Origin of the sequence: Actinopolymorpha singaporensis (assembly GCF_900104745.1) — a bacterium.
Taxonomy (GTDB): domain Bacteria; phylum Actinomycetota; class Actinomycetes; order Propionibacteriales; family Actinopolymorphaceae; genus Actinopolymorpha; species Actinopolymorpha singaporensis.
On the sequence record NZ_LT629732.1, the window covers coordinates 3895962 to 3920652 of the forward strand.

Consider the following 24691-nt stretch of genomic DNA (forward strand, 5'->3'; position numbering starts at 1 on the left):
AATCGGCCGGGTGAGCGAGGCTACGACGCAGTTCCGGAGCGGGTTCGCCTGTCTGGTCGGACGACCCAACACCGGCAAGTCCACGTTGACGAACGCCCTGGTCGGTCGCAAGGTGGCCATCGCGTCGTCCCGTCCGCAGACGACCCGGCACACGGTGCGCGGGATCGTCAACCGGCCCGACGCCCAGCTGGTCCTGGTCGACACCCCGGGGCTGCACAAACCGCGGACCCTGCTCGGTGAGCGGCTGAACGCCCTCGTCCTCAGCACCCTCGGCGAGGTCGACGCGGTGGGGGTGTGCCTGCCGGCCGACGAGCGCATCGGGCCCGGCGACCGCTTCCTGGTCAACGAGATCGCGAAGGTACGCCGGCGGCCCACGGTGGCGATCGTCACCAAGTCCGACCTCGTCGACCCCAACCGGATGGTCGAACACCTCACGGCGGTCGCGGCGATGACCAAGGACACCGGCGTCGAGTGGGACGACATCATCCCGGTCTCGGCGCAGGACGGCACCCGGGTCGGCAAACTCGCCGACCTGCTCGTCGGCAAGCTGCCGCCGGGCCCGCCGCTCTACCCCGAGGGTGAGCTCACCGACGAGCCCGAGGAGGTCCTCGTCGCCGAACTCATCCGCGAGGCCGTCCTCGAGGGGGTCCGCGACGAACTGCCCCACTCCGTGGCCGTGCTGGTGGAGGAGATGGGGTTGCGCGAGGGCCGCCCGCAGGATCGTCCGCTGCTCGACATCTACGCCCACCTGTTCGTCGAACGCCCCAGCCAGAAGGCGATCGTCATCGGCGCCAAGGGGCGCCGCCTGGTGGAGGTGGGCACCACGGCCCGCAGGCAGATCGAGACGCTGCTGGGTACGCCGGTCTACCTCGACCTGCGGGTCAAGGTCGCCAAGGACTGGCAGCGCGATCCCAAGCAGCTGCGCCGGCTCGGTTTCTGAGCAGGAATCAAGAAGCGCCCGCGTTCTTGCCCCGGCTAGCTTGGCCGTCGAGGAACTGGACGCCGTACCAATGGAGATCTGATGAGCAAGACCCCGAAGCCGGCCGCGCAGCCGCCCGTGCCGCACCTCGCCGACAGCCACGACCTGATCCGCGTGCAGGGTGCACGTGAGAACAACCTCAAGGACGTGAGCGTCGAGCTCCCGAAGCGCCGGCTGACCGTCTTCACCGGGGTCTCCGGATCGGGCAAGAGCTCGCTGGTGTTCGCCACGATCGCGGCCGAGTCGCAGCGGATGATCAACGAGACCTACAGCGCGTTCCTGCAGGGGTTCATGCCGACGCTGGCCCGGCCGGAGGTCGACCTGCTCGACGGGCTGACGACGGCGATCATCGTGGACCAGGAGCGGATGGGTGCCGACCCGCGTTCCACGGTGGGGACGGCCACCGACGCGAACGCCATGCTGCGCATCCTCTTCAGCCGGATCGGGAAGCCGCACATCGGCTCGCCGCAGGCGTTCTCCTTCAACGTCCCGACCAGGGTCGCGAGCGGGGTGATGAAGACCGAGAAGGGGCAGGGTGAGAAGAAGTCGGTGGTACGCAACGCCGTCTACCAGGGCGGTATGTGCCCGCGCTGTGAGGGCATGGGCAACGTCAGCGACATCGACCTGACCGCGTTGTACGACGAGAACAAGTCGCTCAACGAGGGCGCGCTCACCATCCCCGGCTACAGCATGGACGGGTGGTACGGCCGGATCTTCCGGGGCTGCGGCTACTTCGACCCGGACAAGCCGATCCGTAAGTTCACCAAGAAGGAACTCAACGACCTCCTCTATCGGGAGCCGACGAAGATCAAGGTCGACGGCATCAACCTGACGTACGCCGGACTGGTCCCGCAGATCCAGAAGTCCTTCCTGTCCAAGGATGTCGACTCCCTCCAGCCGCACATCCGCGCCTTCGTGGAGCGTGCGGTGACCTTCGCGGTGTGCCCGGAGTGCGGAGGCACCCGGCTGAGCAAGGAGGCGCGGTCGGCGAAGATCAAGGGGAAGAACATCGCCGACCTGTGCGCCATGCAGATCAGCGACCTGGCCGACTGGATACGCGATCTCGACGAGCCGTCGGTGGCACCGCTGCTCGCCGGGCTGCGGCACCTGCTGGACTCGTTCTCCCGGATCGGGCTGGGCTACCTGTCCCTGGACCGGCCGGCCGGGACGCTGTCCGGGGGAGAGGCGCAGCGGACGAAGATGATCCGCCACCTCGGGTCCTCCCTCACCGACGTCACCTACGTCTTCGACGAGCCCACCATCGGGCTGCACCCGCACGACATCGCGCGGATGAACGAACTCCTGCTGCAGCTGCGGGACAAGGGCAACACCGTGCTGGTGGTGGAGCACAAGCCGGAGACGATCGCGATCGCCGACCACGTCGTCGACCTCGGTCCCGGCGCAGGCGCCGACGGCGGCACCGTCTGCTTCGAGGGCACCGTCGAGGGCCTGCGGGCCAGCGACACCGTCACCGGCCGCCACCTCGACGACCGGGCGAGCCTGAAGCCGTCGGTGCGTACGCCCGCGGGTGCGCTGGAGGTCCGCGGCGCGTCCACACACAACCTGCGGAAGGTGAACGTCGACATTCCGCTCGGGGTGCTCTGCGTGGTCACCGGCGTCGCCGGCTCGGGCAAGAGCTCCCTGATCCACGGCTCGGTCGCCGGCCGCGACGGCGTGGTGGTGATCGACCAGCGCGGGATCCGGGGTTCCCGGCGGAGCAACCCGGCGACCTACACCGGCCTGCTCGACCCGATCCGCAAGGCGTTCGCCAAGGCCAACGGCGTGAAGCCCGCGCTGTTCAGCGCCAACTCCGAGGGTGCCTGCCCGGCCTGCAAGGGCGCGGGGGTGATCTACACCGACCTGGGTGTGATGGCCACGGTCGAGTCGCCCTGTGAGGAGTGCGAGGGCAGGAGGTTCCAGGCGTCGGTGCTGGACTACACCCTGGCCGGCCGGAACATCGCCGAGGTGCTGGCGATGTCGGTCGCCGAGGCCGAGGAGTTCTTCGGCGAGGGTGAGGCGAGTACGCCGGCCGCACACAAGATCCTGAACCGGCTGGCCGACGTCGGGCTCGGCTACCTCCACCTGGGCCAGCCGCTCACCACCCTGTCCGGCGGCGAGCGGCAGCGGCTCAAGCTCGCGACCGCGATGGCCGAGAAGGGCGACGTCTACGTCCTGGACGAGCCGACCACCGGCCTGCACCTCGCCGACGTCGAGCAGCTGCTGGCACTGCTGGACCGGCTGGTCGACTCGGGAAAGTCGGTCGTCGTCATCGAGCACCACCAGGCGGTGATGGCGCACGCCGACTGGATCATCGACCTCGGGCCTGGTGCGGGGCACGACGGTGGGCGGGTTGTCTTCGAGGGCACCCCCGCCGACCTGGTGGCCGCCCGTTCCACCCTCACCGGCGAGCACCTCGCGGCCTACGTCGGCGCCTGAGACAGCGCGGACGGGCGAACACCGGGGCCCGTCCGGGCGTACGTCATCGTGGCGTACGCCCGGACGGGACCCTCACACCGCCCGCTGCCAGCCGAGGTGGCGGGTGACGATGCGGTATCCGAGCGCCTCGTTGACGCCGATCATGTGGGCGTTGGACTCGGCGTTCCAGGTGTCCAGCCAGCGGACCGACGGCTCGGCGGCCCGCAGCCAGGTGACCATGTCGGCCTTCAGCAGCATGCCGAGCCGGTGGCCGCGGTGGGCCCCGAGGACGGCGGTGTCCCACTGCCAGGCCCAGTCGGGCAACTCGGCCGGTACGCCGACCATCGTGTGGCCGGCCAGGGGCCCGTCGGTGCCCCGCCGGGCGATCACGCGGTAGAGCTTGTTGCCCGCGGCCTCCTGCGCGGCCTCGAACCCCCGCACCCGCTTGGCGTCGAACACCTCGTCCTCGATGTCGAGGTCGTCGGTGGGCGCGTCGTTGATCGCTGCCGCCATCTCCGCCACCTCGTCCACCAGGTCGTCCGGGACCGGGCCGTCCATCCGGATCAGCGTGTAGTCGCGGGCGGCCTCCGCGGCGCGCGCCCGCAGCTCCTCGACCCGGGCCGGGTCGACCTCGGTGAGGTCCTGGCGCCGCTGCACCTCCACGCTGGCCTGGGCAAAGCCCATCGCGGCGGCGAACGCGGCCGGTGCCTCGGCGTCCAGTGTGCCGCCCATCGCGAGCCGTCGGCCGCTCGCGCGGACCCGGGCCAGGCCCTCCTCCGCCAGCGCGCGGCCGCGCCCTTCGCGGCGTTTGTCCGGATGGACCGACACGCCGACGTACGCCATGTGCGTGTTGTCGCGCTGGGAGAAGTGGAGGTCGAGGGTGCCGGCGACCTGCCCGTCCTCGACCAGCAGCCACTTCTCGCCCGGCTCGCCGTCCCAGCCGTACCGCAGCGAGGCGACCAGGCCGCGCTCGGTGTGCGGCGGGTCCCACGGGGTGTCGGCGGCGCGGCCGGCCTGGAGGAACGTCATCGTGGCGGCGACGGCGGCCCCGTCGTCGGGGTCGAGGCGCTGGAGTTTCATACCGCCCAGGGTGCGGGCGGGAGCGGCGCCGGGCAACCGGATTTCGCCGAGTGGGGGAGGGGGCTTGCCGGGCCCGCGGCGTACACGGCTAAGCTGACCAACCTATGTGGTACGCAGGTCTCCTCCTTCGCTGCCGCGGCGGGGCCCTCTAGGCCGGGCTCCTCGTCGCGGTGCTGCATGACGTCCCGGCCGGTCGAAGCGTCATCCCGCCACCCAGATCGAGGGACCTTTTCCGATGCCACATCGTCAGCGGCCGAGCCGCATGCCCTTCCACCGCTACTCCGCGTTCCCGCCGGTCGACCTGCCCGACCGCACCTGGCCGAACGCCCGGATCACCCGGGCGCCCCGGTGGCTCACCACCGACCTGCGCGACGGCAACCAGGCGCTGATCGACCCGATGAGCCCGGCCCGCAAGCGCCGGATGTTCGACCTGCTGGTCCGGATGGGCTACAAGGAGATCGAGGTCGGCTTCCCGTCGGCCAGCCAGACCGACTTCGACTTCGTGCGCGCCATCATCGACGAGGGGCTCGTCCCCGACGACGTGACGATCTCGGTGCTGACCCAGGCCCGTGAGGATCTGATCGAGCGCACCGCCCAGTCGCTGGTCGGTGCCAAGCGCGCCACCATCCACCTCTACGCCGCCACCGCCCCGATGTTCCGCCGCGTGGTCTTCGGCGTCGACCGGGACGAGTGCAGGGCGATCGCCGTGCAGGGCACCGAGTGGGTGATGAAGTACGCCGAACAGCTGCTGGGCGACACCGACTTCGGCTTCGAGTACAGCCCTGAGATCTTCGTCGACACCGAACTCGACTTCGCCCTGGAGGTGTGCGAGGCGGTGATGGACGTGTGGCAGCCCGGGCCCGGCCGGGAGATCATCCTCAACCTGCCGTGCACCGTCGAGCGCTCGACGCCCAACGTCTACGCCGACCAGATCGAGTGGATGAGCCGCAACCTGTCCCGTCGTGAGCACGTGTGCCTGTCGGTGCACACCCACAACGACCGGGGTACGGCGGTGGCCGACGCGGAGCTGGCCGTCCTGGCCGGGGCGGACCGGATCGAGGGCTGCCTGTTCGGCAACGGCGAACGCACCGGCAACGTCTGCCTGGTCACGCTGGGGATGAACCTCTTCTCCCAGGGCATCGACCCGCAGATCGACTTCTCCGACATCGACGAGATCCGGCGCACGGTGGAGTACTGCAACCAGCTGCCGGTACACCCTCGCCACCCCTACGCCGGCGACCTGGTCTACACCGCGTTCTCCGGCTCCCACCAGGACGCCATCAAGAAGGGCCTGGAGGCGCTGGACAAGGCCGCGGCGAAGGCCGGTGTGCCGGTGGACGAGTACCCCTGGGAGGCGCCGTACCTCCCGATCGACCCCAAGGACGTCGGCCGGTCCTACGAGGCGGTGATCCGGGTCAACTCCCAGTCCGGCAAGGGCGGAGTTGCCTACGTGCTGAAGGCCGAGCACCACCTCGACCTGCCGCGCCGGCTGCAGATCGAGTTCAGCAAGGTCGTGCAGGCCTACACCGACGAGGAGGGCGGCGAGGTTCCCTCGGCGCAGATCTGGGAGATCTTCGAGCGGGAGTACCTCCGCACCGACGGGCCGTTCACCCTGCACACGGTGCACACCTCCGCCGCCGACGGCGCGCGCGACGCGCTCACCGTCACCGTCGAGCACAGGGGAAGGCAGCGGGTGCTCAGCGGTGAGGGCAACGGTCCGATCGCGGCGTTCGTGGACGCCATCAAGCAGGTCGACGTCGAGGTTCGCGTCCTCGACTACAGCGAACACGCGCTCGGCGTCGGTGGTGACGCCACGGCCGCGGCGTACGTCGAGTGCGAGGTCGGCGACGGCGTCTACTGGGGCGTCGGCATGGACGCCAACATTCTCAGCGCGTCGCTGAAGGCGGTCCTCTCCGCTGTCAACCGCGCCTTGCGCTGACACGTCGACGCTGGTCCCGACGGCCGGCTGCCGGGTCGCGTGAGTTTCGCGCGGTTACCGGCAGCCGGCCGGGGGCAAGTCGTCCTTGACAGCGAGGCACCAACGTCGACCACGCCCCGACGGGCCTGAGGGACCTGAAGGGCCCCAGCAGGGCTCAGCCAGGAGGCGTGAGCGAGGTCCAGCCGGTGAGGACGTCCAGGACGGGCCCCTGTGCTCGAGCCTTGGCCTGGGCGTAGGCCTCCTCCAGTACGTCCGCCACCAGGACGCGCCGGCCGTCGCGCGCGGACTCGATGGCGGCGTACACCATCGCCAGGCTGGCCACGTTGTCGCGAGCGGTGCCCATCGGGGTCGTCCCCGTCCGCAGGGCGGCGACGAACTCCCGCAACGAACCGGCGATACCGGGGTGCGGATCCGCCTCCGGGGTGTCGCCCTCCGGCGCGGTCTCCCCGCCCTCGACGATCTCGAGGGTAGGGGGACCGTCGCCGTCCCACAGCGCGGTGCCGTGTTCGCCGCTGGCCCGCCACGCGGCGTTCCACGAGGTCTCCTGACCGGGGCTGCACCAGCTGCCGGTGTAGACGTAGCGCAGACCGCCGCCGAACTCGAAGATCGCGGTGGCGGCGGCGTCACCTGCGTACCAGCTCCAGCCGGGGTTGTACTCCTCGCAGTAGACCGCCACCGGGTCCGCCTCGAGCAGGAACCGCGCGCTGTCGAAGGCGTGGATGGCCATGTCGAGCACCAGCGGGTGGTCCATCGCGTCCCGGAACCCGCCGAAGTGTGGCGCCTTGAAGAACTCCGCGGTCAGGATGCCGAGCCGGCCGAGCTGCCGCAGCTGACGGCGGTAGGCGAACAGGTTGGCGTCGTACCGCCTGCTCTGGCTGACCATGAACAACCGGTCGTACGCCTGCGCGGCCGCGGTCAGCTCCAGCGACTCGGCGAGGTTGGCCGCGAGCGGCTTCTCGCCCAGCACCGGCAGGCCGCGCCGCAGCGCCTCCATCGTCACCGGGTGGTGGGCCTCCGGGATGGTCACGTCCACCACGAAGTCCGGCTGCACCTGGTCGGCCAGCGCCTCGATCGTCGGCCCGGTCGCCACGTCGCCCGCACCGGCCTGTTCCAGCGCCTCCTTCGCCCGGGCGACGTCGAGGTCGGCGACGCCGACGAGCTCCACCTGGTCGTACGCCAGCAGCGTGCGCAACCACCCGCGGCCCATGCCGCCGGCGCCTACCTGCAGCACCCGCAAGGGCCGGTTGACATCTCCGGACACCGTTCCGGACGCCGTGCCGGGCGTCATGCGCGGGCCTTGGAGGCGTCGGCGTTCTCGAACCAGCCGGTGGGGCAGTTCTGCAGCCGCGGCAGGTCCCGGGTGGACTCGGCCGGCACCACCCACCTGACGGCGTTCGCGATCACGCGACGGACGTCGGGGTGGTGGTAGACCGGGTAGGCCTGGTCACCGGGGGAGAAGTAGAAGATGCGCCCGTTGCCGCGGTGGAAGGAGCAGCCGCTGCGGAACACCTCGCCACCGCTGAACGAACTCACGAAGACGAGCTCGTCCGGGTCGGGAATGTCGAACACCTCGCCGTACATCTCCTGCTCGGGAATGACGATCGGGCTCGGCACCCCCTCGGCGACCGGGTGGTGCGGCTTGAGTGTCCAGACCAGTTCGCGGTCGTGCTCACTGCGCCAGCGCAGTGAACAGGTGGTGCCCATCAGGGTGCGGAAGATCTTCGAGAAGTGCCCGGAGTGCAGGACGACCAGGCCCATCCCGCCGAGCACGTGCCGCTGCACCCGCTCGACCACCTCGTCGGCGACCTTGTCGTGGGCCGCGTGCCCCCACCAGGTGAGCACGTCGGTGTCGGCCAGCACCTCCTCGGTCAGCCCGTGCTCGGGCTGCTCCAGGGTCGCCGTACGGACCTCGACCTGGCCCTTCAGGTTCTCCTCGATGCCGGCGGCGACGGCGCCGTGGATGCCCTCGGGGTAACGGGCGCGTACGGCCTCCTCCCGCTGCTCGTGGACGTTCTCGTTCCAGACGGTGACGCGGATCGTACGTGCGGTGTCACTCATGGAGCTCCTCGGCTCGGAAGGGGGACCGGCGCGCGGGAGCGGCGGTGCTCCCGCGCTCGTTCAGGACCGGCGGCAACAGCACCGGTTCGGCAGGAGTGCCGGAGATCGCGCCGACAACCAGGGCGACGGCGTGTTCGGCCATGGCGGCCACGGGCAACTCCACGAAGGACAACGACGGAGAGGCGCGTCGTGCGGTGGACTCCGCGGCCACCGCCAGCACGGAAAGGTCGCCGGGAATGCGCACGCCTTCGGTGGCGAGCACCTCCTCGACGGTGGCCAGGGCCTCCTGGTCGTACACCACCAGCGCGGTGATCGCCGGGGAGGCGGCCAGCAGCCGGCGGACGCTCCCGGCGACCTCGCGGCGAACCGGCCCGGTCCGCTCGGCCACCAGCGACACCGAGTGACGCGCCGCCGCCTCCCTGGTGGCCCGGAGGGTGCGCAGGGCGTAGCCCAGCCCGCGTTCGTACGCCCCTGAGTTGGGACCGAGCACGCCGACCCGCCGGTGCCCGAGCCGGGCGAGATGCTCGACGCACAGCGCGCCGGCGGCGGCGAAGTCGAGGTCGACCCACGGCAGTCCCTGCGGGTCGGCCGGCTGCCCGAGCAGGGCGGCGGGGATGCCGAGCTCTCGGATCGTGGTCACCCGGGAGTCCTGGACCTCGACCTCCATCGGGAGTACGCCGTCGGCCAGCGCGCTGTGGGTGATCCGGCGCAGCCCCTCGTCGCCCTCGTCGGCGGTCATCAGCAAGACGTCGTAGCCGTAGCCGCGGGCGGCGGTGGTGACCGCGGTGACGAACGCCATCCCGACCGAGACGGAGAAGTAGTCGGCGGCGGGCATCACCAGGGCGAGGATCTGGGAGCGGCGGCTGGCCAGCGCCTGGGCGCCGGCGTGCGGGCGGTAGCCGAGCGCGTGGATCGCCGCCTGCACCCGATCGCGGGTCTCGGTGGAGATGCGGCGCTTGCCGCTCAGGGCGTACGACACCGTGCTCACCGAGACGCCGGCGCGTTCGGCGACGTCCTTGATCGTCGGCATGGTGTCCTCCCCGATGCGCCGATGCCGACCGGAGCGGCCCGCACGGATGGGGCGCGGCCCGGGCCCGTTGGTCTGAGTCGAATCCGAGGTTGAAATCCGAGGCGAATCCGAGTTGAAGCGGTTCGACAACGAAAGTAGCCAGCGCAGTCACGGGCTGTCTACGGCGCGAACGCCCTCGGCCGGAGCCGGTCAACGAGGGACCGGGCCGGCCGAGGGCGCTGTCGTCCGGTGCCGCTCGGTGAGGTCGGCCGGTCAGATCGAGGTGACGACCTCGTCGTAGCCGAGCCGGGGGAGCCGGTCACGCCAGGCGTTCTCACCCGGACGGCCGATGTTGACAACGGCGAGGCAGCGGTACCGGCCGTCCGGGAAGAACTCCGTGTCCACGCCGGCCTTGTCGAAGCCGGTCATCGGCCCCGCGGCCAGGCCGGCGGCGCGGATGCCGAGGAGGAAGAGGCCGACCTGGATGGTGGCGTTGAACTGGGCGGACGCGTGCCGCCGTTGGTCGTCGGCGAACAGCTCCTTGGCGTTCGGCGCGTGCGGAACGAGACGGGGCAGGTGGTCGGCGAACTCGGTGTCCGCGGCGAGAATCGCGGTCAGCGGCGCGCTCGCCGTCTTGGCCCGGTTGCCCTCCGCCATCAGCGGCAGCAGCCGCTCGCGGGACTCAGGGGTTCGCAGCAGGAGGACACGCAGCGGCTGCTGGTTGAACGCCGTCGGCGCCCATTTGACCAGCTCGTAGATCTCGCGGACCGTCTCCTCGCTCACCGGTTCGTCGGTGAAGGAGTTGGCGGTGCGGGCCTCCCGGAAGAGCAGGTCGGCCGAGCGCGGGTCGATCCGGAGGTCGTCGCGGGTCAGGTCGCTGACTGTCATCAAGTCCTCACCTCGAGTGCGTGTCGATGTGCGTACGTGTGAGGAACATGATTGACGCTTCAACTATTCCGCCGAGCCGGTCAACTTTCCGTGGGCCTCGTCCCGATCAGACCGCCGCCTTCCCCGGGCTCACCGGAGATCGCGGACATCGCGAGCCGCACCGCTGTCCGGGTCATCTGCGCCACCGGGAGCTCCCAGCGGGGAAGCCCGGGCACGCCGGGCTGCTCGCGGGTGCTCGCCACGGCCACCATCGGCAGGTCGGCGGGCACGCGGTACCCCTGCTCACGCAGGATCTCCACCAGCCCCGGGACGTCGTGCACTGTGACCAGCGCCGAGGGCGGGTCGTCGACGTCGAGCAACCGGTGCACCCGGCCGGCGAGGGTACGCGGAGAGGTCGAGGACCGGATCACCCTGAGCTGGGCACCTGACTCCCGGGCGCCGAGCCGGGCGCCGGCCAGACCGCGCCGGGCGTAGCTCACGCCTTCGTGGAACTCTGCGTCTGTGGAGGCCACGAACCCGATCCGGCGGTGCCCGGCCCCGGCGAGCATCCGCACCGCCTGTGCCGCCGAACCCCCGAAGTCGAAGTCGCACCAGGGCAGGCCGCCCGGGTCGTCCGGGCAGCCGAGGAGTGCGGTCGGGAAGCCCAGCTCCCGGACCACCGGGATTCGCGGGTCGTCGGTCAGCACCGACATCAGGACCGCACCGTCGGCCAGCCGGCTGCGGGCCACCCGGCGTACGTCGGCCACGCTGTCCTCGCCGGTGAGCAGCAGCAGGTCGTACTCGTGCTCACGCGCGGCGGCGCTCAGGTCGTGCACGAACCGCCAGCGCACCGGGTTGTAGGCACCCTCGGAGGGCACCGAGACCGCGAGGACGCGGGTCGCCGCGCCGCGCAGCGCACGGGCGCCGACGTGCGGCTGGTAGTCCAGGTCCCGGATCGCCTGGTGCACCGCCTCGCGGGTCTGCGGGGAGATGCTGCGCCGGTTGGACAGGACGTACGACACCGTGCTCGGTGCCACGCCCGCCAGCCGGGCGACATCGGCGATCGTGGCCACCGGCCGTCCCCTCGTCAAGTGTTCGTTACTGCTCTGTTGTCGAATCATTTCGACAAAGACGGACGCTAGAAGGCGGGTCGCGAACGTGTCAAGCCACCGGCCCCTGTCCGGTCGTGGACTCTCGTTGTGTTCGGACTGGTTGGAGTCTTGACATGGCATCCGTTCCCGCCATTACTGTTTCCGCCAGATTGCACAGTCGAATCGAATCGACTGATCGCGCGGGCGCCGTGCGCTGTGCACGGCGTCGTACGCGTCACCTGTTCCGTTCGTGTTCTTCGGGTGGGCAGTTCACCCGTGAACCGGTCCGTTCTGTGTTCCAACATGGGAGGTCGCGATGTCGGGGTCTGACGAACTGACCAGGCGCCGGCTGCTCTTCGGTGCCGCCGTGGTCGCCGGCAGCGTCACGCTCGGCGCCTGCAGCAGCGGCGGGGGAGGGAGTTCGACCGGCGGAGGAGCCAAGCAGAGCAAGGCTCCCACGAAGCGGGGATCGGCCCCCAAACCGCTGGCGCCGCCGCGGCAGCTGAAGGAGTCACCGGAGCTGGCCGCACAGGTCAAGGCGGGAAAGCTGCCCGCGCTGAAGGACCGGCTGCCCGAGAAGCCCTACGTCATCCCGCACTACTGGGCGCAGACCGGAAAGTACGGCGGAACCCTGCGGATGGCGAGCGGCTCCAGCAACGACGCCGCCATCAAGGAATACATGTACGGCCACTCGCCGCTGCGCTGGCTCAACGACGGCCTCACCCTCGGCCCGGGCCTGGCGGAGAGCTGGGAGTCCAACGAGGACGCGTCGGTGTGGACGTTCCACTTCCGCAAGGGACTCAAATGGTCCGACGGGCAGAAGTGGACCACCGACGACATCATGTTCTGGTGGAACGACATGGTGCTCAACCCGGAGTTCGGTGAGGGAATCCCCGACGAGGCCCGGTCCGGCAAGGGCACGGTCGCGAAGTTCGAGGCGCCGGACGAGTACACACTGGTGATCACCTATGACGCGCCGAGCCCGATGGTGCCCGACATGATCGCCAACTGGGTCAACCGCGGAATCGCCGCGTCGTGGATGGAACCCAAGCACTACATGAAGCAGTTCCACCCGAAGTACAACAAGTCCGTCGGCAAGGACTGGACGACGAAGTTCGACGAGAAGCGCAACACGGTCTTCAACCCGGAGACCCCGACGATGGGTGGCTGGCAGCTGGCCACGTACTCCGAGGGCCGGGCGACGACGTGGAAGCGCAACCCCTACTACTACGTGGTCGACCAGGCCGGCAACCAACTGCCGTACATCGACGGGCTGAACTTCAAGGTTGTCGACAACATCGAGACCCGTAAGCTGCAGATCCAGTCCGGCCAGTTCGACCAGGTGCACGGTCCGTTCAACAGCCTGACCCTCGGCGACATCTCCGGACTGAAGCGCTCGCAGACCAAGAGCGGCATGAAGATGCTGTTGTGGGACAGCGGATCCGGCACCGGCTCCATCTTCTTCTTCAACCAGGACTACGACGAGCCCGCCATGCGCGCGCTGATCCGCAAGCCGGAGTTCCGGCAGGCGCTGTCGCTGGCGTATGACCGCGGTGAGGCCCGCAAGTCCATCTACTTCGACACCGGCATCCCCACCACCGGCGGGTACGGGCCGAAGACGCGGGAGTTCCACCGCGGCAACGGCCCGCAGGAGTACAAGCAGTGGCGGGAGTCGTGGGTGAAGTTCGACCCCGAGCGCGCCAAGTCGATGCTGGACAAGCTGGGTGTGGTCGACAAGGACGGCGACGGCAAGCGGGAGAAGCCCGACGGCAGCAAGCTGGTCGTCCGGCTGAACTACCCGGCCGACATCGACACCACCGGCGAGCACATGAAGAAGAACCAGCTGCTGAAGAAGAGCTGGGACGCCATCGGCATCGACACCCGGCTCAGCCCGGTGGCCCCGACGTCCTTCGGTGACCAGTGGGCACAGGGCAAGCTGATGACCACCACCGCGTGGGAGACCAGCACGATGAGCGTCGCCGCCGACATGCTGTGGCTGATGCCGATGGAGCCGTCCCGGTGGGCGTCACTGCAGGGGCAGTTCTACGCGCTGCGGGGTACGCCCGACGAGAAGAAGCAACTCGACGTCGATCCGTACAAGCGCACGCCTCCGCGGGCCGCGCCCGAGCCCGGCGGTCCGGTGGACCGGCTGTGGAAGCTCGCCGACCAGGTGCGGGTCGAGGTCGACCAGACCAAGCGGGACAAGCTCGTCTGGGACATGATCCGGATCCACATCGACGAGGGGCCGTTCTTCATGGGGGTGGTCGCCAACTACCCGCAGATCGTCCTTGTCAAGGACGGCTTGCGCAACGTCCCGACCAAGGAGCAGACCGCGCTCGGTGGCCTGGTCAACGACTGGCACCACCCGACGCCCGCCGCCTACGACCCGGAGGCGTGGTTCTGGGACGACCCGAAGGCACACGTCTGAGCGACCTTGGCGGCCACGGCGCCTCTTACCCGGTCGGCCGGGTAAGAGGCGCCGTTCCCACCCACGGCAGGTGCGGAACGACGCCCGCCCCCGTACGCTCCCGCCTGCTCAGGCGGTGGGACCGTCGGGGCCCTGGCTGTTCTGCGAGGGAGCGGCACCGCCGGGCTGCCCGCCCGCCTGACCGGCCTGGCTGCCCAGGAAGAACTGCACGCTGCCCTGCGCGTCCACCTCGGCGTCGAGCACCATCTCGTCGAGCATGTTCGAGGCGCTCTCCTCCAGGAAGACGCGCGCGCCCTGCTCCTCGACAACCGCGTCACCGGCGGTGGGCTCGGCGGCCACCGCGAGGCTCAGGCTCTGCTGGTCCTCCGGCTGCGCGGTGATGCGCAGGCCGGCGCTTCCGGGAAGTTCGGGGCTGTTCGTCAGGGACTGGATGACGAGGGCAGCGTTGTTGGTGAGTGCAAGCAAGATTGCTCCTCAACTAGAGATCATGGGTGTCGGGGAACTGCGCCCGCGCGCTGTCGAAGGCGTACGTCAGGGCGCCACTGGCCCGACCGGCTGGCAGGTGTGAATCACTCCCCGATGCACTGGACGCCGGTCATTCCACCCTTGCCCCTCCGCGGCGCTGAGTCAAACCAAGCGTGTCGGCGGGCTGTGGAGATGATGGAGGGGTGACCGGTCAGCCATCGCCATCGGAGTCTTCCGGCCCTGTCCCCCCGGCGGGAAACGTCCCGCCTGCCGACCCCGGCGCGCGGGGTGGCACCGACGTCGCACCGCCGCCGCGATGGGGCATCCCCACCGCGATCGGGTCGCTGCTCGGCTTCGTCGTGTTGTCGTTCGTGGTGTCGTACGGCCTCACCGCCCTGGGAGTGGGCCCGGTCACGGCGACGATCATCGCCACGCCCGTGGGCTGGCTGTCGCTTGCCGGCGTGCCGCTGCTGGCCTCCCGGCGGCGCGGGAACGGCCCTCGCTCGGACCTCGCGCTGTGGTTCCGGCCCGTCGACGTCGGGATCGGGTTGCTGGCCTGCCTGGTCGTGCTCGCGGCGGCCACGGTGATCCTCCTGATCACGATCGCGGTGACCGGCGTCACGCCCACCTCGGCGCTCGGGAACGTCGCCGGGCACGCCAACTCCCACTGGCAGGTCGTGGCCCTGGCGGTCATGGCGCTGTGTGCGGCGTTCGTGGAGGAAATTCACTTTCGGGGCATGTGGTGGAGCGCGCTGCGCCGGCGCGGCCTGGGTGCGTGGCCGACGCTGCTGGTGACCGCGGTGCTGTTCGCCCTGGTCCATCTCGAACCCACCCGCGTGGTCCTGCTGTTCGCCGCCGGGCTGGCCGCCGGATACGTCCGGATGCGGTCGGACCGTCTCGGTCCCGCGATCGTCACCCATCTGCTGGTCAACCTGCTGGCCGCGGTTTCCCTGCTGAGCCTGCTGTGACCGCACGATGTGCGGCGGGGGGTCCGCACCGTCGGTGCGGTAGGCGAGAATGGTCGGTGTGCCGCTGTACGTCGACGAGGCCGTGGTGCTCCGGACCCACAAACTGGGGGAGGCCGACCGGATCATCACCCTGCTGACCCGCCACCACGGACGGGTGCGGGCGGTCGCCAAGGGTGTCCGCCGGACGACGTCGCGGTTCGGCGCACGCCTGGAGCCCTGCTCCTACGTCGAGCTGCAGCTCGCGGTGGGCCGCTCGCTGGACGTCATCACCCAGGCGGAGATCCGCCGGCCCTACGCCGAGGCGATGTACGCCGACTACGGCCGCTACACCACCGCAGCGGCCATGCTGGAGACCGCGGAGCGGCTCACTGTCGAGGAACGCGAGCCGGCCACCCAGCACTTCCTGCTTCTGGTCGCCGCCCTGCGGTCGCTGGCCGAGGGGGCACACGAGCCCGGCCTGATCCTGGACTCCTACCTGCTGCGGTCGCTGGCCGTCGCGGGCTACGCGCCGTCCTTCGACGCCTGCGCCCGGTGCGGCACGGCCGGCCCGCACCGCGCCTTCGCGGTCGCGGCCGGCGGGATGATCTGTGCGGACTGCCGCCCGGCCGGGGTGGCGATGCCCGCGCCGGAGACCGTCGGGCTGCTGGCGGCGCTGCTCACCGGTGAGTGGGCGGTGGCCGACACGAGCACCGACCGGCACCGGCGGGAGGCGACGGGGCTGGTCTCGGCGTACCTCCAGTGGCATCTCGAACGCGGCCTGCGTTCCCTGCCGCACGTCGAGCGGTTCGAACCGGAGATGCGGGTACGCATGGCCGAGGACGAGCCGCACGGCGGCGACGACCACGAGGACCACGAGGACCACGAGGACCACGAGGACCACGACGACGCTTCCCCCGTCCGCTCCCACGGCGGCGAGGGCCACGACGACGCTTCCCACGACACCGGACGGGGTGTGATCACGCGATGAGTCCCAGCCTGCGCACCGGCCTGCGGCGCAGGCCGGCACCTGTTCGCCGGCAGGTCCAGCCGCCCGACCCGCACCCGTCGGGTGCACGGCCGCCGGCCATCCCGCCGGAGCTCGTTCCGAGCCACGTCGCCTTGGTGATGGACGGAAACGGCCGGTGGGCCAAGGCACGCGGGCTGCCGCGCACACGCGGCCACGAGAAGGGCGAGGGCGCGCTGTTCGACACCATCAAGGGTGCGATCGAGATCGGCGTGAAAACCCTTTCGGCGTACGCGTTCTCCACCGAGAACTGGTCGCGTTCGCCGGAGGAGGTGCGCTTCCTGATGGGCTTCAACCGCGAGGTGATCCACCGCCGGCGGGACGAGCTGGACGCCATGGGGGTGCGGGTGCGCTGGGCCGGGCGTCGCCCTCGGCTGTGGAAGAGCGTGATCCGCGAACTCGAGTACGCCGAGGAACGCACCCGCGACAACGACGTCATCACCCTGCAGTTCTGCGTCAACTACGGCGGACGGGCAGAACTCACCGACGCGATGCAGGCGATCGCCCGCGACGTGGAGGCGGGCAGGCTGCGCCCGGACCGGATCGACGAGCGGACGATCGGCCGTTACCTCTACCAGCCGGATCTGCCCGACGTCGACCTGTTCGTCCGGTCGTCGGGGGAGCAGCGTACGTCCAACTTCATGCTGTGGCAGTCGGCGTACGCCGAGTTCGTCTTCCTGGACACGTTGTTCCCCGACTTCGACCGGCGTGACCTGTGGCGGGCGATCGAGCTGTACGTCCAGCGCGACCGCAGGTTCGGCGGCGCGATCCCCAACGAGGTGGCCGCCGATCCCGCCCCTGAGGGGGCCTAGACCACGTCCTGGCGCGCACAGGCGGCGCAGGTGCCGAACACCTCGACGGTGTGGGTGACGTCGACGAACCCGGCCTCGGCGGCGACGCTCTCCGCCCACCGCTCGACCGCGGGTCCCTCCACCTCCACCGTGCGCCCGCAGTCGCGGCACACCAGGTGGTGGTGGTGCCGGGCGGTGGCACACCGGCGGTAGACCGTCTCGCCGTCGTCGGTGCGGATCGCGTCCACCTGCCCGGCGTCCGCCAGCGAGCCGAGCGTGCGGTAGACGGTGGTCAGCCCGACGTTCTCGCCGCGGTCACGCAGCAGAGCGTGGATGTCCTGGGCGCTGCGGAAGTCCTCGACCCCCTCCAGCACCTCCGCGACCGCGGCCCGCTGCCGGGTCGCGCGGATCCTCGGGTTCGCGCTCAGCTGGATCGTCTCCCCTGGGCGGTCTCGTTCTCGTCGGCGAAGTGCTCGTCGTAGTGCGCTCCGTGCGGCGCGTGCCGGTGCCCGTCGTGCAGGTAGTCGACGTGGTCCTCGTGGGGTACGGCCCGGTGCCCGCACGTGGGGCCGTGAGTGTGCAGGTGGTCCTCGGCCTCGTTGTGCGGCCCGCGCATTCTGGCCCGCAACGCGGTGCCCGCCGCGGTGAGCACGAACACCGCGATGGCCGCGAGCACGATCGTCGCACCGGAGGGAGTGTCGGCGTAGAAGGAGGTGAAGACACCACCCACGCTCACCACCACGCCGACCACCATGGCGGTGGCGACGGTGCCGGCGAAGCTGCGGCCGACCCGCTGCGCGACCGCCACCGGAACGATCATCAGCGCGCTGACCAGCAACAGGCCGACGACCCGCATCGACACCACGACGGTGACAGCGACCATCACCGCGAGCACGATGTTGAGCACGAGAACCGGCAGGCCGGCAGCGGTGGCGTACTCCTCGTCGGCGCCGACGGTGAAGAACACCCGGGACATCCCCAGTGCGACTGCCAGCACGACGACGGCGAGGACGGCGAACACCACGAGATCGCCCGGCGTGGTCGAGGTGATGGATCCGAAGAGGTAGGCGTTCAGGTTTGCCGGCGTGCTGCCGGGGGCCTTGGCCAGCAGCACCACGCCGCCGGCGATACCGCCGTAGAACATCACCGCCAGGGCGACGTCGCTGCTCGTGCGTCCCTTCGCCCGCATGACCTCGATCAGAACGGCGCCGAGGACCGTGCACACCAGGGCCGTCCACACCGGGCCGGAACGGGTGAGCAGGCCGATGCCGACGCCGGTGAGCGCGACGTGGCCCATGCCGTCGCCGATCAGGGCGAGCCGGCGTTGGACGAGGTAGATGCCGACCGCCGGGGCGGACAGGCCGATGAGCAGCGCGGCGAGCAACGCCCGCTGCATGAAGTCGAACTGCAGGATCTCCATCGTTCAGTCCACGAATCCGAAGGGGTCTCCCGGCGAGGCCGGCAGGAAGTGCGGATCGGTGCCCGCGAAGCCGTTCAGCACCTCGTCGGTGGGCGGGCCGTCGTAGCCGACCCGGCCGTGGTGCAGCACGACCGTACGGCCGATCAGGTCGGCGAGCGGGCCGATCTCGTGTGTCACGATGAGCAGCGTGGTGCCGGCCTCCACCAGGCCGGTGAGCGTCCTGGTGAGGATCTCCTGGTTGGCCAGGTCGACCCCGGCCAGCGGCTCGTCCATCACCAGCATGTCCGGCTCTCCGGCCAGTGCGCGGGCGATCAGCGCCCGCCGCTGCTGCCCGCCGGACAGCGTGGAGATCTGGGCGCAGGCCTTCTCCTCCAGGCCGACGGTGGCGATGGTGTCGGCGACCACCGCCCGGTCGGCCGGACGGAGCCAGGGAGTGATCAGCCGCCGGCGGGCCAGCCGGCCTGACGACACCACCTCCTGCACGGTCGCGGGAACCCCGCCGCCGACGGTGTGCCGCTGGGGCACGTAACCGATCCGGGCGCGGTCGTGGAACCGGTGCGCGGGCGTGCCGAAGAGCTCGAGCGTCCCGGCCGACAGGGGGACCAGGCCGAGGATCGCCCGGACCAGGGTCGACTTGCCCGAGCCGTTCGGCCCCAGCAGGGCGACCACCTCACCGGGCGCGACGTCGAGATCGACATCCGACAGCGCGCGCTGGCCGGCGTAGGAGACCGCGCCTCCACGAAGGCGGACGGCGGCGGCCGTGGAGGTTCCGGCGTCGGGCGGTTTTGTGTTCACGAGCAGTCCTGGCCCTTCCGGAGAGTGGCGAGGTTGGCGCGCATGACGGCGATGTAGTCCTTGCCGGCCGACTGGGAGGTCAGCCCCTCCAGCGGGTCGAGGACCGCGTTGTCGGCCCCGGTCTCCCTGGCCACCGTCTTCGCCACGGCCGGGCTCACCAGCGTCTCGTGGTAGATCGTACGAACGTCGTGTTTGCGGGCGAACGTCGCGGCGGAGCTGAGCTCGGCGGGGGAGGGCTCCTGGTCCGGGGACAGCCCGGTGATGCCGAACTGCGTGAGGCCGTAGCGATGGGCGAGGTACCCGAACGCGGCGTGGCTGGTCACCAGGGCGTGGTTGCGGCAGGGGGCCAGACCGGTCCGGAACTCCCGGTCCAGCGTGGTGAGGTCGGTGCGAAGCCGGTCGGCGTTCGCGCGGAACGAAGCGGCGCGGCCGGGGTCGGCGGCGGCGAGCCGCTCGGCGATGGCGTCGCCCACGGCGGCCAGCCGGAGCGGATCCAGCCAGAAGTGCGGGTCCTTGCCCGACGCGACGCTGTCGGCTTCCTCGCCGCCCTCGACGTTGTTGTCGTGGTTGTCGTGCCCCGCGTGGCCGGACTCGCCGGCGCTCGGCGCGGGCAGCGTCAGCCTGGCGGAGCCGGTCACGTCCAGGCTGTGGTCGCCGGCCTCCTGGTGCACCGCGGAGTCCACGGCCGGCTGGAGACCGCGCAGGTAGACGACGAGGTCGGCCTCGCTCACCGTCCCCACCGCCCGCGGCGACAGCTCCAGGTCGTGCGGCTCGGCGCCCGGTTTGGTGAGGTTGACCACGTTCGCGGCGTCGCCGGCGACGCGCTCGGCGGCGTACTGCAACGGGTAGAACGCCGCCACCACGCTCAGCCGGTCTCCGTCGCCCGAACCGGATCCGGACTCCGATCCGCACGCGGTGAGCAGGCTTCCGGCGCACAGTCCGGCGAAGGCGACGGCGGCGAACCGCCTTACGGAAGCGGCCCGCCGGATCGTGGAGAACATGAGAACCATTTTCAACAAGCGGCCTGGTGCTGTCAACTCGGCGTTGCCCGGTGAGTTGCCCAGCGGGTTGCCCGGTGAGTTGCCCAGCGAGGTGTGGTGGCGTGGAGGAGAGGTCTCAGGCGGCGATGAGGCGCATCGCCAGCGCCGCGCCGCCGAGGGCGAGCGCGACCAGGCGGATCACCCGGCGGGAGCGGTCTCCCTCGTGCCAGGCGAGATATGTGAGCCACGCCATCAGCGCCACCACGACGCCGAGACAGACAGGTCCGTACGGCACGGGCGCGAGCAGTCCCGCGACCAGCAGCGCCGCCAGGCCGATCGTCACCATCCACCGCGGCATGCGGTGCAGCCGGAGGATGACGGGGTAGCTCAGGCGTTCGACCGTACGGCGAAATCCGGCGGAGCTCCCGGAACTCGCGGAGCCCGACGAGCCCGACGAGCCGGTCGAACCCGAGCCATGCCGGGCACCTGTGCCGCTCGCACTGGCGGAGCTACCCGGACGCCGGTTGCCGCCCGTCTGCGACGTCGCCGCTCCGGACCGCGGGCCCGGCGGACGGCTGCGCGGCCCACCCGCCTTCGGCTGCCTCGACTTCGGTCGGTCGGACACGGGACTCCTCGACTGCACAGGGCCGCCGTCGGTGCCGGCCGCCTCTCGTTCCCACCGATCCTCTCACCCCGCCCGGGCGTAGGGCACCGTACGTCGGGGCACACCGGTAGCCTGTGTCCTTCCCGCGTCCCCGCCGACACCCAGCCGGATGGAGTGCACACGTGCCAGCCGATCGTCTCGACACCCTCGTCAGTCTCTGCAAGCGCCGTGGTTTCGTCTTTCCCTGTGGGGAGATCTACGGCGGCACCCGTTCGGCCTGGGACTACGGCCCGCTCGGCGTGGAGCTGAAGGAGAACCTCAAGCGCCAGTGGTGGCGGGCGATGGTGCGCACCCGCGGAGACGTGGTGGGCCTGGACTCCTCGGTGATCCTGCCGCGGGCGGTGTGGGAGGCGTCCGGTCACGTCGAGGCGTTCGTCGACCCGCTGACGGAGTGCCAGAGCTGCCATCGGCGGTTCCGGGCCGACCACCTGGAGGAGGCGTTCGCCGCGAAGCACGACCGGCCGCCTGCCGACATCACCGAACTCGGCTGCCCGGCGTGCGGGACCAAGGGCGCGCTCACCGAACCGCGGATGTTCAACGGCCTACTGCGTACGCACCTCGGCCCGGTGGAGAGCGCGGAGGGCATGCACTTCCTGCGGCCGGAGACCGCACAGGGCATCTTCGTCAACTTCGCCCAGGTGATGGCGTCCGCGCGGCGCCGGCCACCGTTCGGGATCGCGCAGATCGGCAAGAGCTTCCGCAACGAGATCACCCCCGGCAACTTCATCTTCCGCACCCGCGAGTTCGAACAGATGGAGATGGAGTTCTTCGTCCAGCCGGGCACCGACGAGGAGTGGCACGACTACTGGCTGGCCAACCGCTGGGAGTGGTACACCGACCTCGGCATCTCACCGGACAACCTGCGCTTCTACGAACACCCCAAGGAGAAGCTCTCCCACTACTCCAAGCGCACCGTCGACATCGAGTACCGCTTCGGCTTCGGCGGCAAGGAGTTCGACGAGCTCGAGGGCGTGGCCAACCGCACCGACTTCGACCTCACCACGCACGCCCGGGCCTCCGGCGTCGACCTGTCCTACTTCGACCAGGACAAGGGCGAACGCTGGACGCCGTACGTCATCGAGCCGGCCGCCGGCGTGGGCCGGTCGATGGTGGCGTTCCTGCTGGACGCCTACACCGAGGACGAGGCACCGAACGCCAAGGGGAAGCTCGAACGCCGCACCGTGCTCCGGCTGGACCGCCGGCTCGCGCCGGTGAAGGCGGCCGTGCTGCCGCTGTCGCGCAATGCCGACCTGTCACCGCAGGCCCGCGGCCTCGCCGACCAGCTGCGCCAGTCGTGGAACGTCGAGTTCGACGACGCCGGCGCGATCGGGCGGAGGTACCGCCGCCAGGACGAGATCGGTACGCCGTATTGTGTGACGGTTGACTTCGAGACGTTGGAGGACCACTGCGTGACGGTACGTGAGCGCGACTCGATGACGCAGGAGCGCGTCTCCCTCGACGCTGTGGAGGCCTACCTCGCGGCGCGTCTGGTCGGCTGCTGACGGCCCACTCCCGCCCCACTCTGCTCTGCTCAGATGCCCCGTTCCCCTCTCCCAGGTGTCATGACACGACGAACCAAGCCGTTCCGGCCGGCCGACTCCCCTCGGCCCGCCCGGCTGCGGCGTACGCTCCGCCCGGCCGCACTCGTCGGGCTGGCCGGCCTCGCCCTCGGCGTCACCGTCGGCTGCGGCCCGCTCGGCGCCCTGACGAACTCGGCGGACTCGGCCCGCTCGCGAACCCCGGAGCCGAGCTCGACCGCCCATCCGGGCGACATCTCCCTGCGCAAGCTCACCAGCGCGACCGACACACCGAAGCCGACGCCCACGAAGACGCCCACCCCCACACCGACGGTCACCCTCACCCCGTTGCCCCGGCCGACCAGCACCTACCCGGCGCCGAAGCTGCCGCCGGCGCCCAAGGACGAGGCGCCGGAACTGGAGCGGATCAGGTACAAGCTGGAGACGATCGTGTGGGCCTCGGCGGGCGAGGTGGACGAGAAGGGCACGAAGTCCACGTGCTCGAAGTCCGAGGACGACATCGTCGCGCTCGGCACGTACAAGTTCACCTGCGACGTGAGGCTGGACGACGTGCAGACCCGGTTCGCGATCACCGCCACGGTGAAGAAGTCCGAGGTCAACTGGGGCTGGTCGGCGGCCAAGCTACCGGTGACGGAGAAGAAGGCGGTGTACGAGGCGACCCGCCAGGCGTTCCGGCCGGCGCGGGTGACCTGCGACGTCACCGACCTGGAAGCCGTCGAGGTCGGCACGAGCAGCGGACTGACCTGCTGGGTCACCGACGTCTACAACGACAGCGTGACCTACCACGGCAAGCTGCTGCCCAACGGCGCGCTCGCGTTCGAGCCGGACGGCTCATGACCGCCACTTCGGCCACCGCCGCCGCCTCCGCCACCGCTGTGCCGCGACCGGTGCCGGAGTCCACCCCGACCGCATTCCGGTTGGGCTCGGCGACGGTCAGCCCGCCGGTCGTCCTCGCGCCGATGGCGGGGGTGACCAACGCGGCGTACCGCACACTGTGCCGCGAGCAGGGTCAGGCGTTCGTGTCGAAGCCGTCGTCGGGCTCGTCGGGCGGGGAGGAGCCGCTGGCCGGGGTGTACGTCTGCGAGATGATCACCTCGCGCGGTCTCGCCGAAGGAGACGAGACGACGAAGCGGATGCTGGTGTTCGACCCGGGCGAGACCGTCCGGTCGGTCCAGTTGTACGGCGTGGACCCCACCTACATCGGCCGCGCGACCGAGATCCTCTGCGGCGACTACGGCGTCGGCCACGTCGACCTGAACTTCGGCTGCCCGGTGCCCAAGGTCACCAGGCGCGGCGGGGGAGCGGTGCTGCCCTGGAAGCGCAACCTGCTCGGCGCGATCCTGCGTTCTGCGGTCGCCGCGGCCGCGCCGTACGGCGTCCCGGTGACGATGAAGACGCGCAAGGGCATCGACGACGACCACCTGACCTTCCTGGAGGCCGGGCAGATCGCGCAGGACAGCGGCTGCGCGGCCATCGCGCTGCACGGGCGTACGGCCGCCCAGCACTACAGCGGTCGGGCCGACTGGGACTCCATCGCGGCTCTCGCGGCGTCCGTCGACATCCCGGTGCTCGGCAACGGCGACATCTGGGAGGCCGAGGACGCCGTACGGATGGTCCGCGAGACCGGTTGCTCGGGCGTCGTCGTCGGCCGCGGCTGCCTGGGCCGGCCGTGGCTGTTCCGCGACCTGGCGGCGGCGTTCGGCGGCCGCCCCAAGCCTGCGCTGCCCGGGCTCGGCGAGGTGGCCTCGATGATGCGCCGGCACGCCGAGCTCCTCGCGGGGTACGTCGGGGAGGACCGCGGCTGCCGGGAGTTCCGTAAGCACGTCTCGTGGTACCTCAAGGGGTTCCCGGTCCGTCAGCAGGTACGCCGGGACCTCGGCCTGGTCTCGGACCTGGCCGGCCTGGACGCCCTGCTCGCCGAACTCGACCACGACCAGCCGTTCCCGGTCGGCGAGCTCGGCCTGGCCCGCGGCCGGCAGGGCAGCCCGCGGTCGGTGACCATGCCGGCCGGCTGGCTGGACGACCGCGACGGACTGGGTGAGGACCTGACCGGCGCGGAGCTCGGCGTCTCCGGCGGCTGACGCGCTGGTCCGGCTGACGCGCTGGTCCGGCTGACGCGCTGGTCCGGCTGACGCGCTGGTCCGGCTGACGCGCTGGTCCGGCTGACGCGCTGGTCCGGCTGACGCGGAGGTCCGGCTGAC

At 70.7% G+C, this 24691-nt stretch carries 21 protein-coding genes and 1 pseudogene; 10 read left to right on the forward strand and 12 right to left on the reverse strand.

All coding sequences use genetic code 11. The features are described 5' to 3' along the window. Positions 1-10: 10 nt before the first annotated feature. Both era and BLU27_RS17660 read left to right on the forward strand, forming a co-directional pair. Positions 11-940 carry a GTPase Era gene (gene era / locus BLU27_RS17655; RefSeq protein ID WP_338417575.1) on the forward strand — a complete coding sequence of 310 codons (930 nt, stop codon included), beginning with the start codon at positions 11-13 and terminating at the stop codon, positions 938-940. An 81-nt stretch (positions 941-1021) separates the two neighbouring features. Continuing rightward, positions 1022-3415: an ATP-binding cassette domain-containing protein gene (locus tag BLU27_RS17660; protein ID WP_092654779.1), complete on the forward strand. Its 2394-nt coding sequence runs from the start codon at positions 1022-1024 to the stop codon at positions 3413-3415. Positions 3416-3487: 72 nt separating this feature from the next. Here the strand turns inward: BLU27_RS17660 and BLU27_RS17665 are convergent, their stop codons facing one another. After that, positions 3488-4474 carry a GNAT family N-acetyltransferase gene (locus tag BLU27_RS17665; protein ID WP_092654780.1) on the reverse strand — a complete coding sequence of 329 codons (987 nt, stop codon included), beginning with the start codon at positions 4472-4474 and terminating at the stop codon, positions 3488-3490. A gap of 235 nt (positions 4475-4709) precedes the next feature. On the opposite strand from BLU27_RS17665, the gene leuA reads away from it, so the two are divergent. After that, positions 4710-6413, forward strand: coding sequence for a 2-isopropylmalate synthase (gene leuA, locus BLU27_RS17670; RefSeq protein WP_092654781.1), 1704 nt, complete (start codon positions 4710-4712; stop codon positions 6411-6413). A gap of 154 nt (positions 6414-6567) precedes the next feature. Here leuA and BLU27_RS17675 read toward each other — a convergent pair whose 3' ends face one another. The 5 genes from BLU27_RS17675 to BLU27_RS17695 form a co-directional block, all read right to left on the reverse strand. Continuing rightward, positions 6568-7701, reverse strand: a complete 1134-nt coding sequence (locus tag BLU27_RS17675) for a Gfo/Idh/MocA family protein (RefSeq protein WP_092654782.1) — start codon at positions 7699-7701, stop codon at positions 6568-6570. Continuing rightward, a complete protein-coding gene (locus BLU27_RS17680; RefSeq protein WP_092654783.1) occupies positions 7698-8471 on the reverse strand; it encodes a ThuA domain-containing protein in 774 nt (257 codons plus the stop codon). The genes BLU27_RS17675 and BLU27_RS17680 overlap by 4 nt, the downstream gene beginning before the upstream one ends. Continuing rightward, positions 8464-9501, reverse strand: coding sequence for a LacI family DNA-binding transcriptional regulator (locus tag BLU27_RS17685; protein ID WP_092654784.1), 1038 nt, complete (start codon positions 9499-9501; stop codon positions 8464-8466). The genes BLU27_RS17680 and BLU27_RS17685 overlap by 8 nt, the downstream gene beginning before the upstream one ends. Before the next feature lie 252 nt (positions 9502-9753). Further along, positions 9754-10368, reverse strand: coding sequence for a malonic semialdehyde reductase (locus BLU27_RS17690; protein ID WP_092654785.1), 615 nt, complete (start codon positions 10366-10368; stop codon positions 9754-9756). Positions 10369-10448: 80 nt separating this feature from the next. Beyond that, complete coding sequence (locus BLU27_RS17695; RefSeq protein WP_172804983.1) at positions 10449-11420, reverse strand: LacI family DNA-binding transcriptional regulator; 972 nt, start codon at positions 11418-11420, stop codon at positions 10449-10451. Between the two features lie 334 nt (positions 11421-11754). On the opposite strand from BLU27_RS17695, the gene BLU27_RS17700 reads away from it, so the two are divergent. Next, entirely contained in the window at positions 11755-13866 is a 2112-nt protein-coding gene (locus BLU27_RS17700; protein WP_092654787.1) for an ABC transporter substrate-binding protein, read from the forward strand. 108 nt (positions 13867-13974) lie between these two features. Here BLU27_RS17700 and BLU27_RS17705 read toward each other — a convergent pair whose 3' ends face one another. Then, a complete protein-coding gene (locus BLU27_RS17705) occupies positions 13975-14331 on the reverse strand; it encodes a Fe-S cluster assembly protein HesB (protein ID WP_241827493.1) in 357 nt (118 codons plus the stop codon). Between the two features lie 203 nt (positions 14332-14534). Between BLU27_RS17705 and BLU27_RS17710 the strand changes: the two genes are divergently transcribed. From BLU27_RS17710 to BLU27_RS17720, 3 genes and pseudogenes are all read left to right on the forward strand, one after another. Continuing rightward, entirely contained in the window at positions 14535-15299 is a 765-nt protein-coding gene (locus BLU27_RS17710; protein ID WP_092654788.1) for a CPBP family intramembrane glutamic endopeptidase, read from the forward strand. A gap of 58 nt (positions 15300-15357) precedes the next feature. Then, positions 15358-16083: pseudogene (gene recO / locus BLU27_RS17715) on the forward strand (DNA repair protein RecO); the annotation flags it as partial. A 179-nt stretch (positions 16084-16262) separates the two neighbouring features. Next, the gene (locus BLU27_RS17720; RefSeq protein WP_092654789.1) at positions 16263-17114 is read left to right on the forward strand and encodes an isoprenyl transferase; all 852 of its coding nucleotides are present in this window, start codon (positions 16263-16265) and stop codon (positions 17112-17114) included. On the opposite strand, the gene BLU27_RS17725 is transcribed toward BLU27_RS17720, so the two are convergent. The 5 genes from BLU27_RS17725 to BLU27_RS31005 form a co-directional block, all read right to left on the reverse strand. Then, positions 17111-17521, reverse strand: coding sequence for a Fur family transcriptional regulator (locus tag BLU27_RS17725; RefSeq protein WP_092657837.1), 411 nt, complete (start codon positions 17519-17521; stop codon positions 17111-17113). The two genes, BLU27_RS17720 and BLU27_RS17725, sit on opposite strands and share 4 nt — an antisense overlap. Then, positions 17518-18513 carry a metal ABC transporter permease gene (locus tag BLU27_RS17730; protein WP_092654790.1) on the reverse strand — a complete coding sequence of 332 codons (996 nt, stop codon included), beginning with the start codon at positions 18511-18513 and terminating at the stop codon, positions 17518-17520. The genes BLU27_RS17725 and BLU27_RS17730 overlap by 4 nt, the downstream gene beginning before the upstream one ends. A 3-nt stretch (positions 18514-18516) precedes the next feature. Further along, positions 18517-19308 carry a metal ABC transporter ATP-binding protein gene (locus BLU27_RS17735; protein ID WP_092654791.1) on the reverse strand — a complete coding sequence of 264 codons (792 nt, stop codon included), beginning with the start codon at positions 19306-19308 and terminating at the stop codon, positions 18517-18519. Continuing rightward, complete coding sequence (locus BLU27_RS17740; protein ID WP_092657839.1) at positions 19305-20309, reverse strand: metal ABC transporter substrate-binding protein; 1005 nt, start codon at positions 20307-20309, stop codon at positions 19305-19307. The genes BLU27_RS17735 and BLU27_RS17740 overlap by 4 nt, the downstream gene beginning before the upstream one ends. Positions 20310-20424: 115 nt before the next feature. Beyond that, positions 20425-20931 carry a DUF6703 family protein gene (locus BLU27_RS31005; protein ID WP_338417578.1) on the reverse strand — a complete coding sequence of 169 codons (507 nt, stop codon included), beginning with the start codon at positions 20929-20931 and terminating at the stop codon, positions 20425-20427. Between the two features lie 143 nt (positions 20932-21074). On the opposite strand from BLU27_RS31005, the gene BLU27_RS17750 reads away from it, so the two are divergent. The 3 genes from BLU27_RS17750 to dusB are packed head-to-tail and all read left to right on the forward strand — an operon-like array spanning position 21075 to position 24571. After that, the gene (locus BLU27_RS17750) at positions 21075-22454 is read left to right on the forward strand and encodes a glycine--tRNA ligase (RefSeq protein ID WP_092654793.1); all 1380 of its coding nucleotides are present in this window, start codon (positions 21075-21077) and stop codon (positions 22452-22454) included. Between the two features lie 60 nt (positions 22455-22514). Further along, on the forward strand, positions 22515-23327 hold the full coding sequence (locus BLU27_RS17755; RefSeq protein ID WP_092654794.1) for a hypothetical protein: 813 nt from the start codon (positions 22515-22517) through the stop codon (positions 23325-23327). Further along, positions 23324-24571: a tRNA dihydrouridine synthase DusB gene (gene dusB / locus BLU27_RS17760; RefSeq protein ID WP_092654795.1), complete on the forward strand. Its 1248-nt coding sequence runs from the start codon at positions 23324-23326 to the stop codon at positions 24569-24571. Before BLU27_RS17755 ends, dusB begins: the two co-directional genes overlap by 4 nt. The last annotated feature ends 120 nt before the right edge of the window (positions 24572-24691 follow it).

Coding starts and splice junctions, on each gene's coding strand:
- BLU27_RS17665 (WP_092654780.1), bottom strand. CDS start 4,474: ATGAAACTCCAGCGCCTCGACCCCGACGACGGGGCCGCCGTCGCCGCC.
- BLU27_RS17685 (WP_092654784.1), bottom strand. CDS start 9,501: ATGCCGACGATCAAGGACGTCGCCGAACGCGCCGGCGTCTCGGTGAGC.
- BLU27_RS17690 (WP_092654785.1), bottom strand. CDS start 10,368: ATGACAGTCAGCGACCTGACCCGCGACGACCTCCGGATCGACCCGCGC.
- BLU27_RS17680 (WP_092654783.1), bottom strand. CDS start 8,471: ATGAGTGACACCGCACGTACGATCCGCGTCACCGTCTGGAACGAGAAC.
- BLU27_RS17700 (WP_092654787.1), top strand. CDS start 11,755: ATGTCGGGGTCTGACGAACTGACCAGGCGCCGGCTGCTCTTCGGTGCC.
- BLU27_RS17660 (WP_092654779.1), top strand. CDS start 1,022: ATGAGCAAGACCCCGAAGCCGGCCGCGCAGCCGCCCGTGCCGCACCTC.
- BLU27_RS17675 (WP_092654782.1), bottom strand. CDS start 7,701: ATGACGCCCGGCACGGCGTCCGGAACGGTGTCCGGAGATGTCAACCGG.
- dusB (WP_092654795.1), top strand. CDS start 23,324: ATGACCGCCACTTCGGCCACCGCCGCCGCCTCCGCCACCGCTGTGCCG.
- BLU27_RS17755 (WP_092654794.1), top strand. CDS start 22,515: ATGACACGACGAACCAAGCCGTTCCGGCCGGCCGACTCCCCTCGGCCC.
- BLU27_RS17720 (WP_092654789.1), top strand. CDS start 16,263: ATGAGTCCCAGCCTGCGCACCGGCCTGCGGCGCAGGCCGGCACCTGTT.
- BLU27_RS17730 (WP_092654790.1), bottom strand. CDS start 18,513: ATGGAGATCCTGCAGTTCGACTTCATGCAGCGGGCGTTGCTCGCCGCG.
- leuA (WP_092654781.1), top strand. CDS start 4,710: ATGCCACATCGTCAGCGGCCGAGCCGCATGCCCTTCCACCGCTACTCC.
- BLU27_RS17740 (WP_092657839.1), bottom strand. CDS start 20,309: ATGTTCTCCACGATCCGGCGGGCCGCTTCCGTAAGGCGGTTCGCCGCC.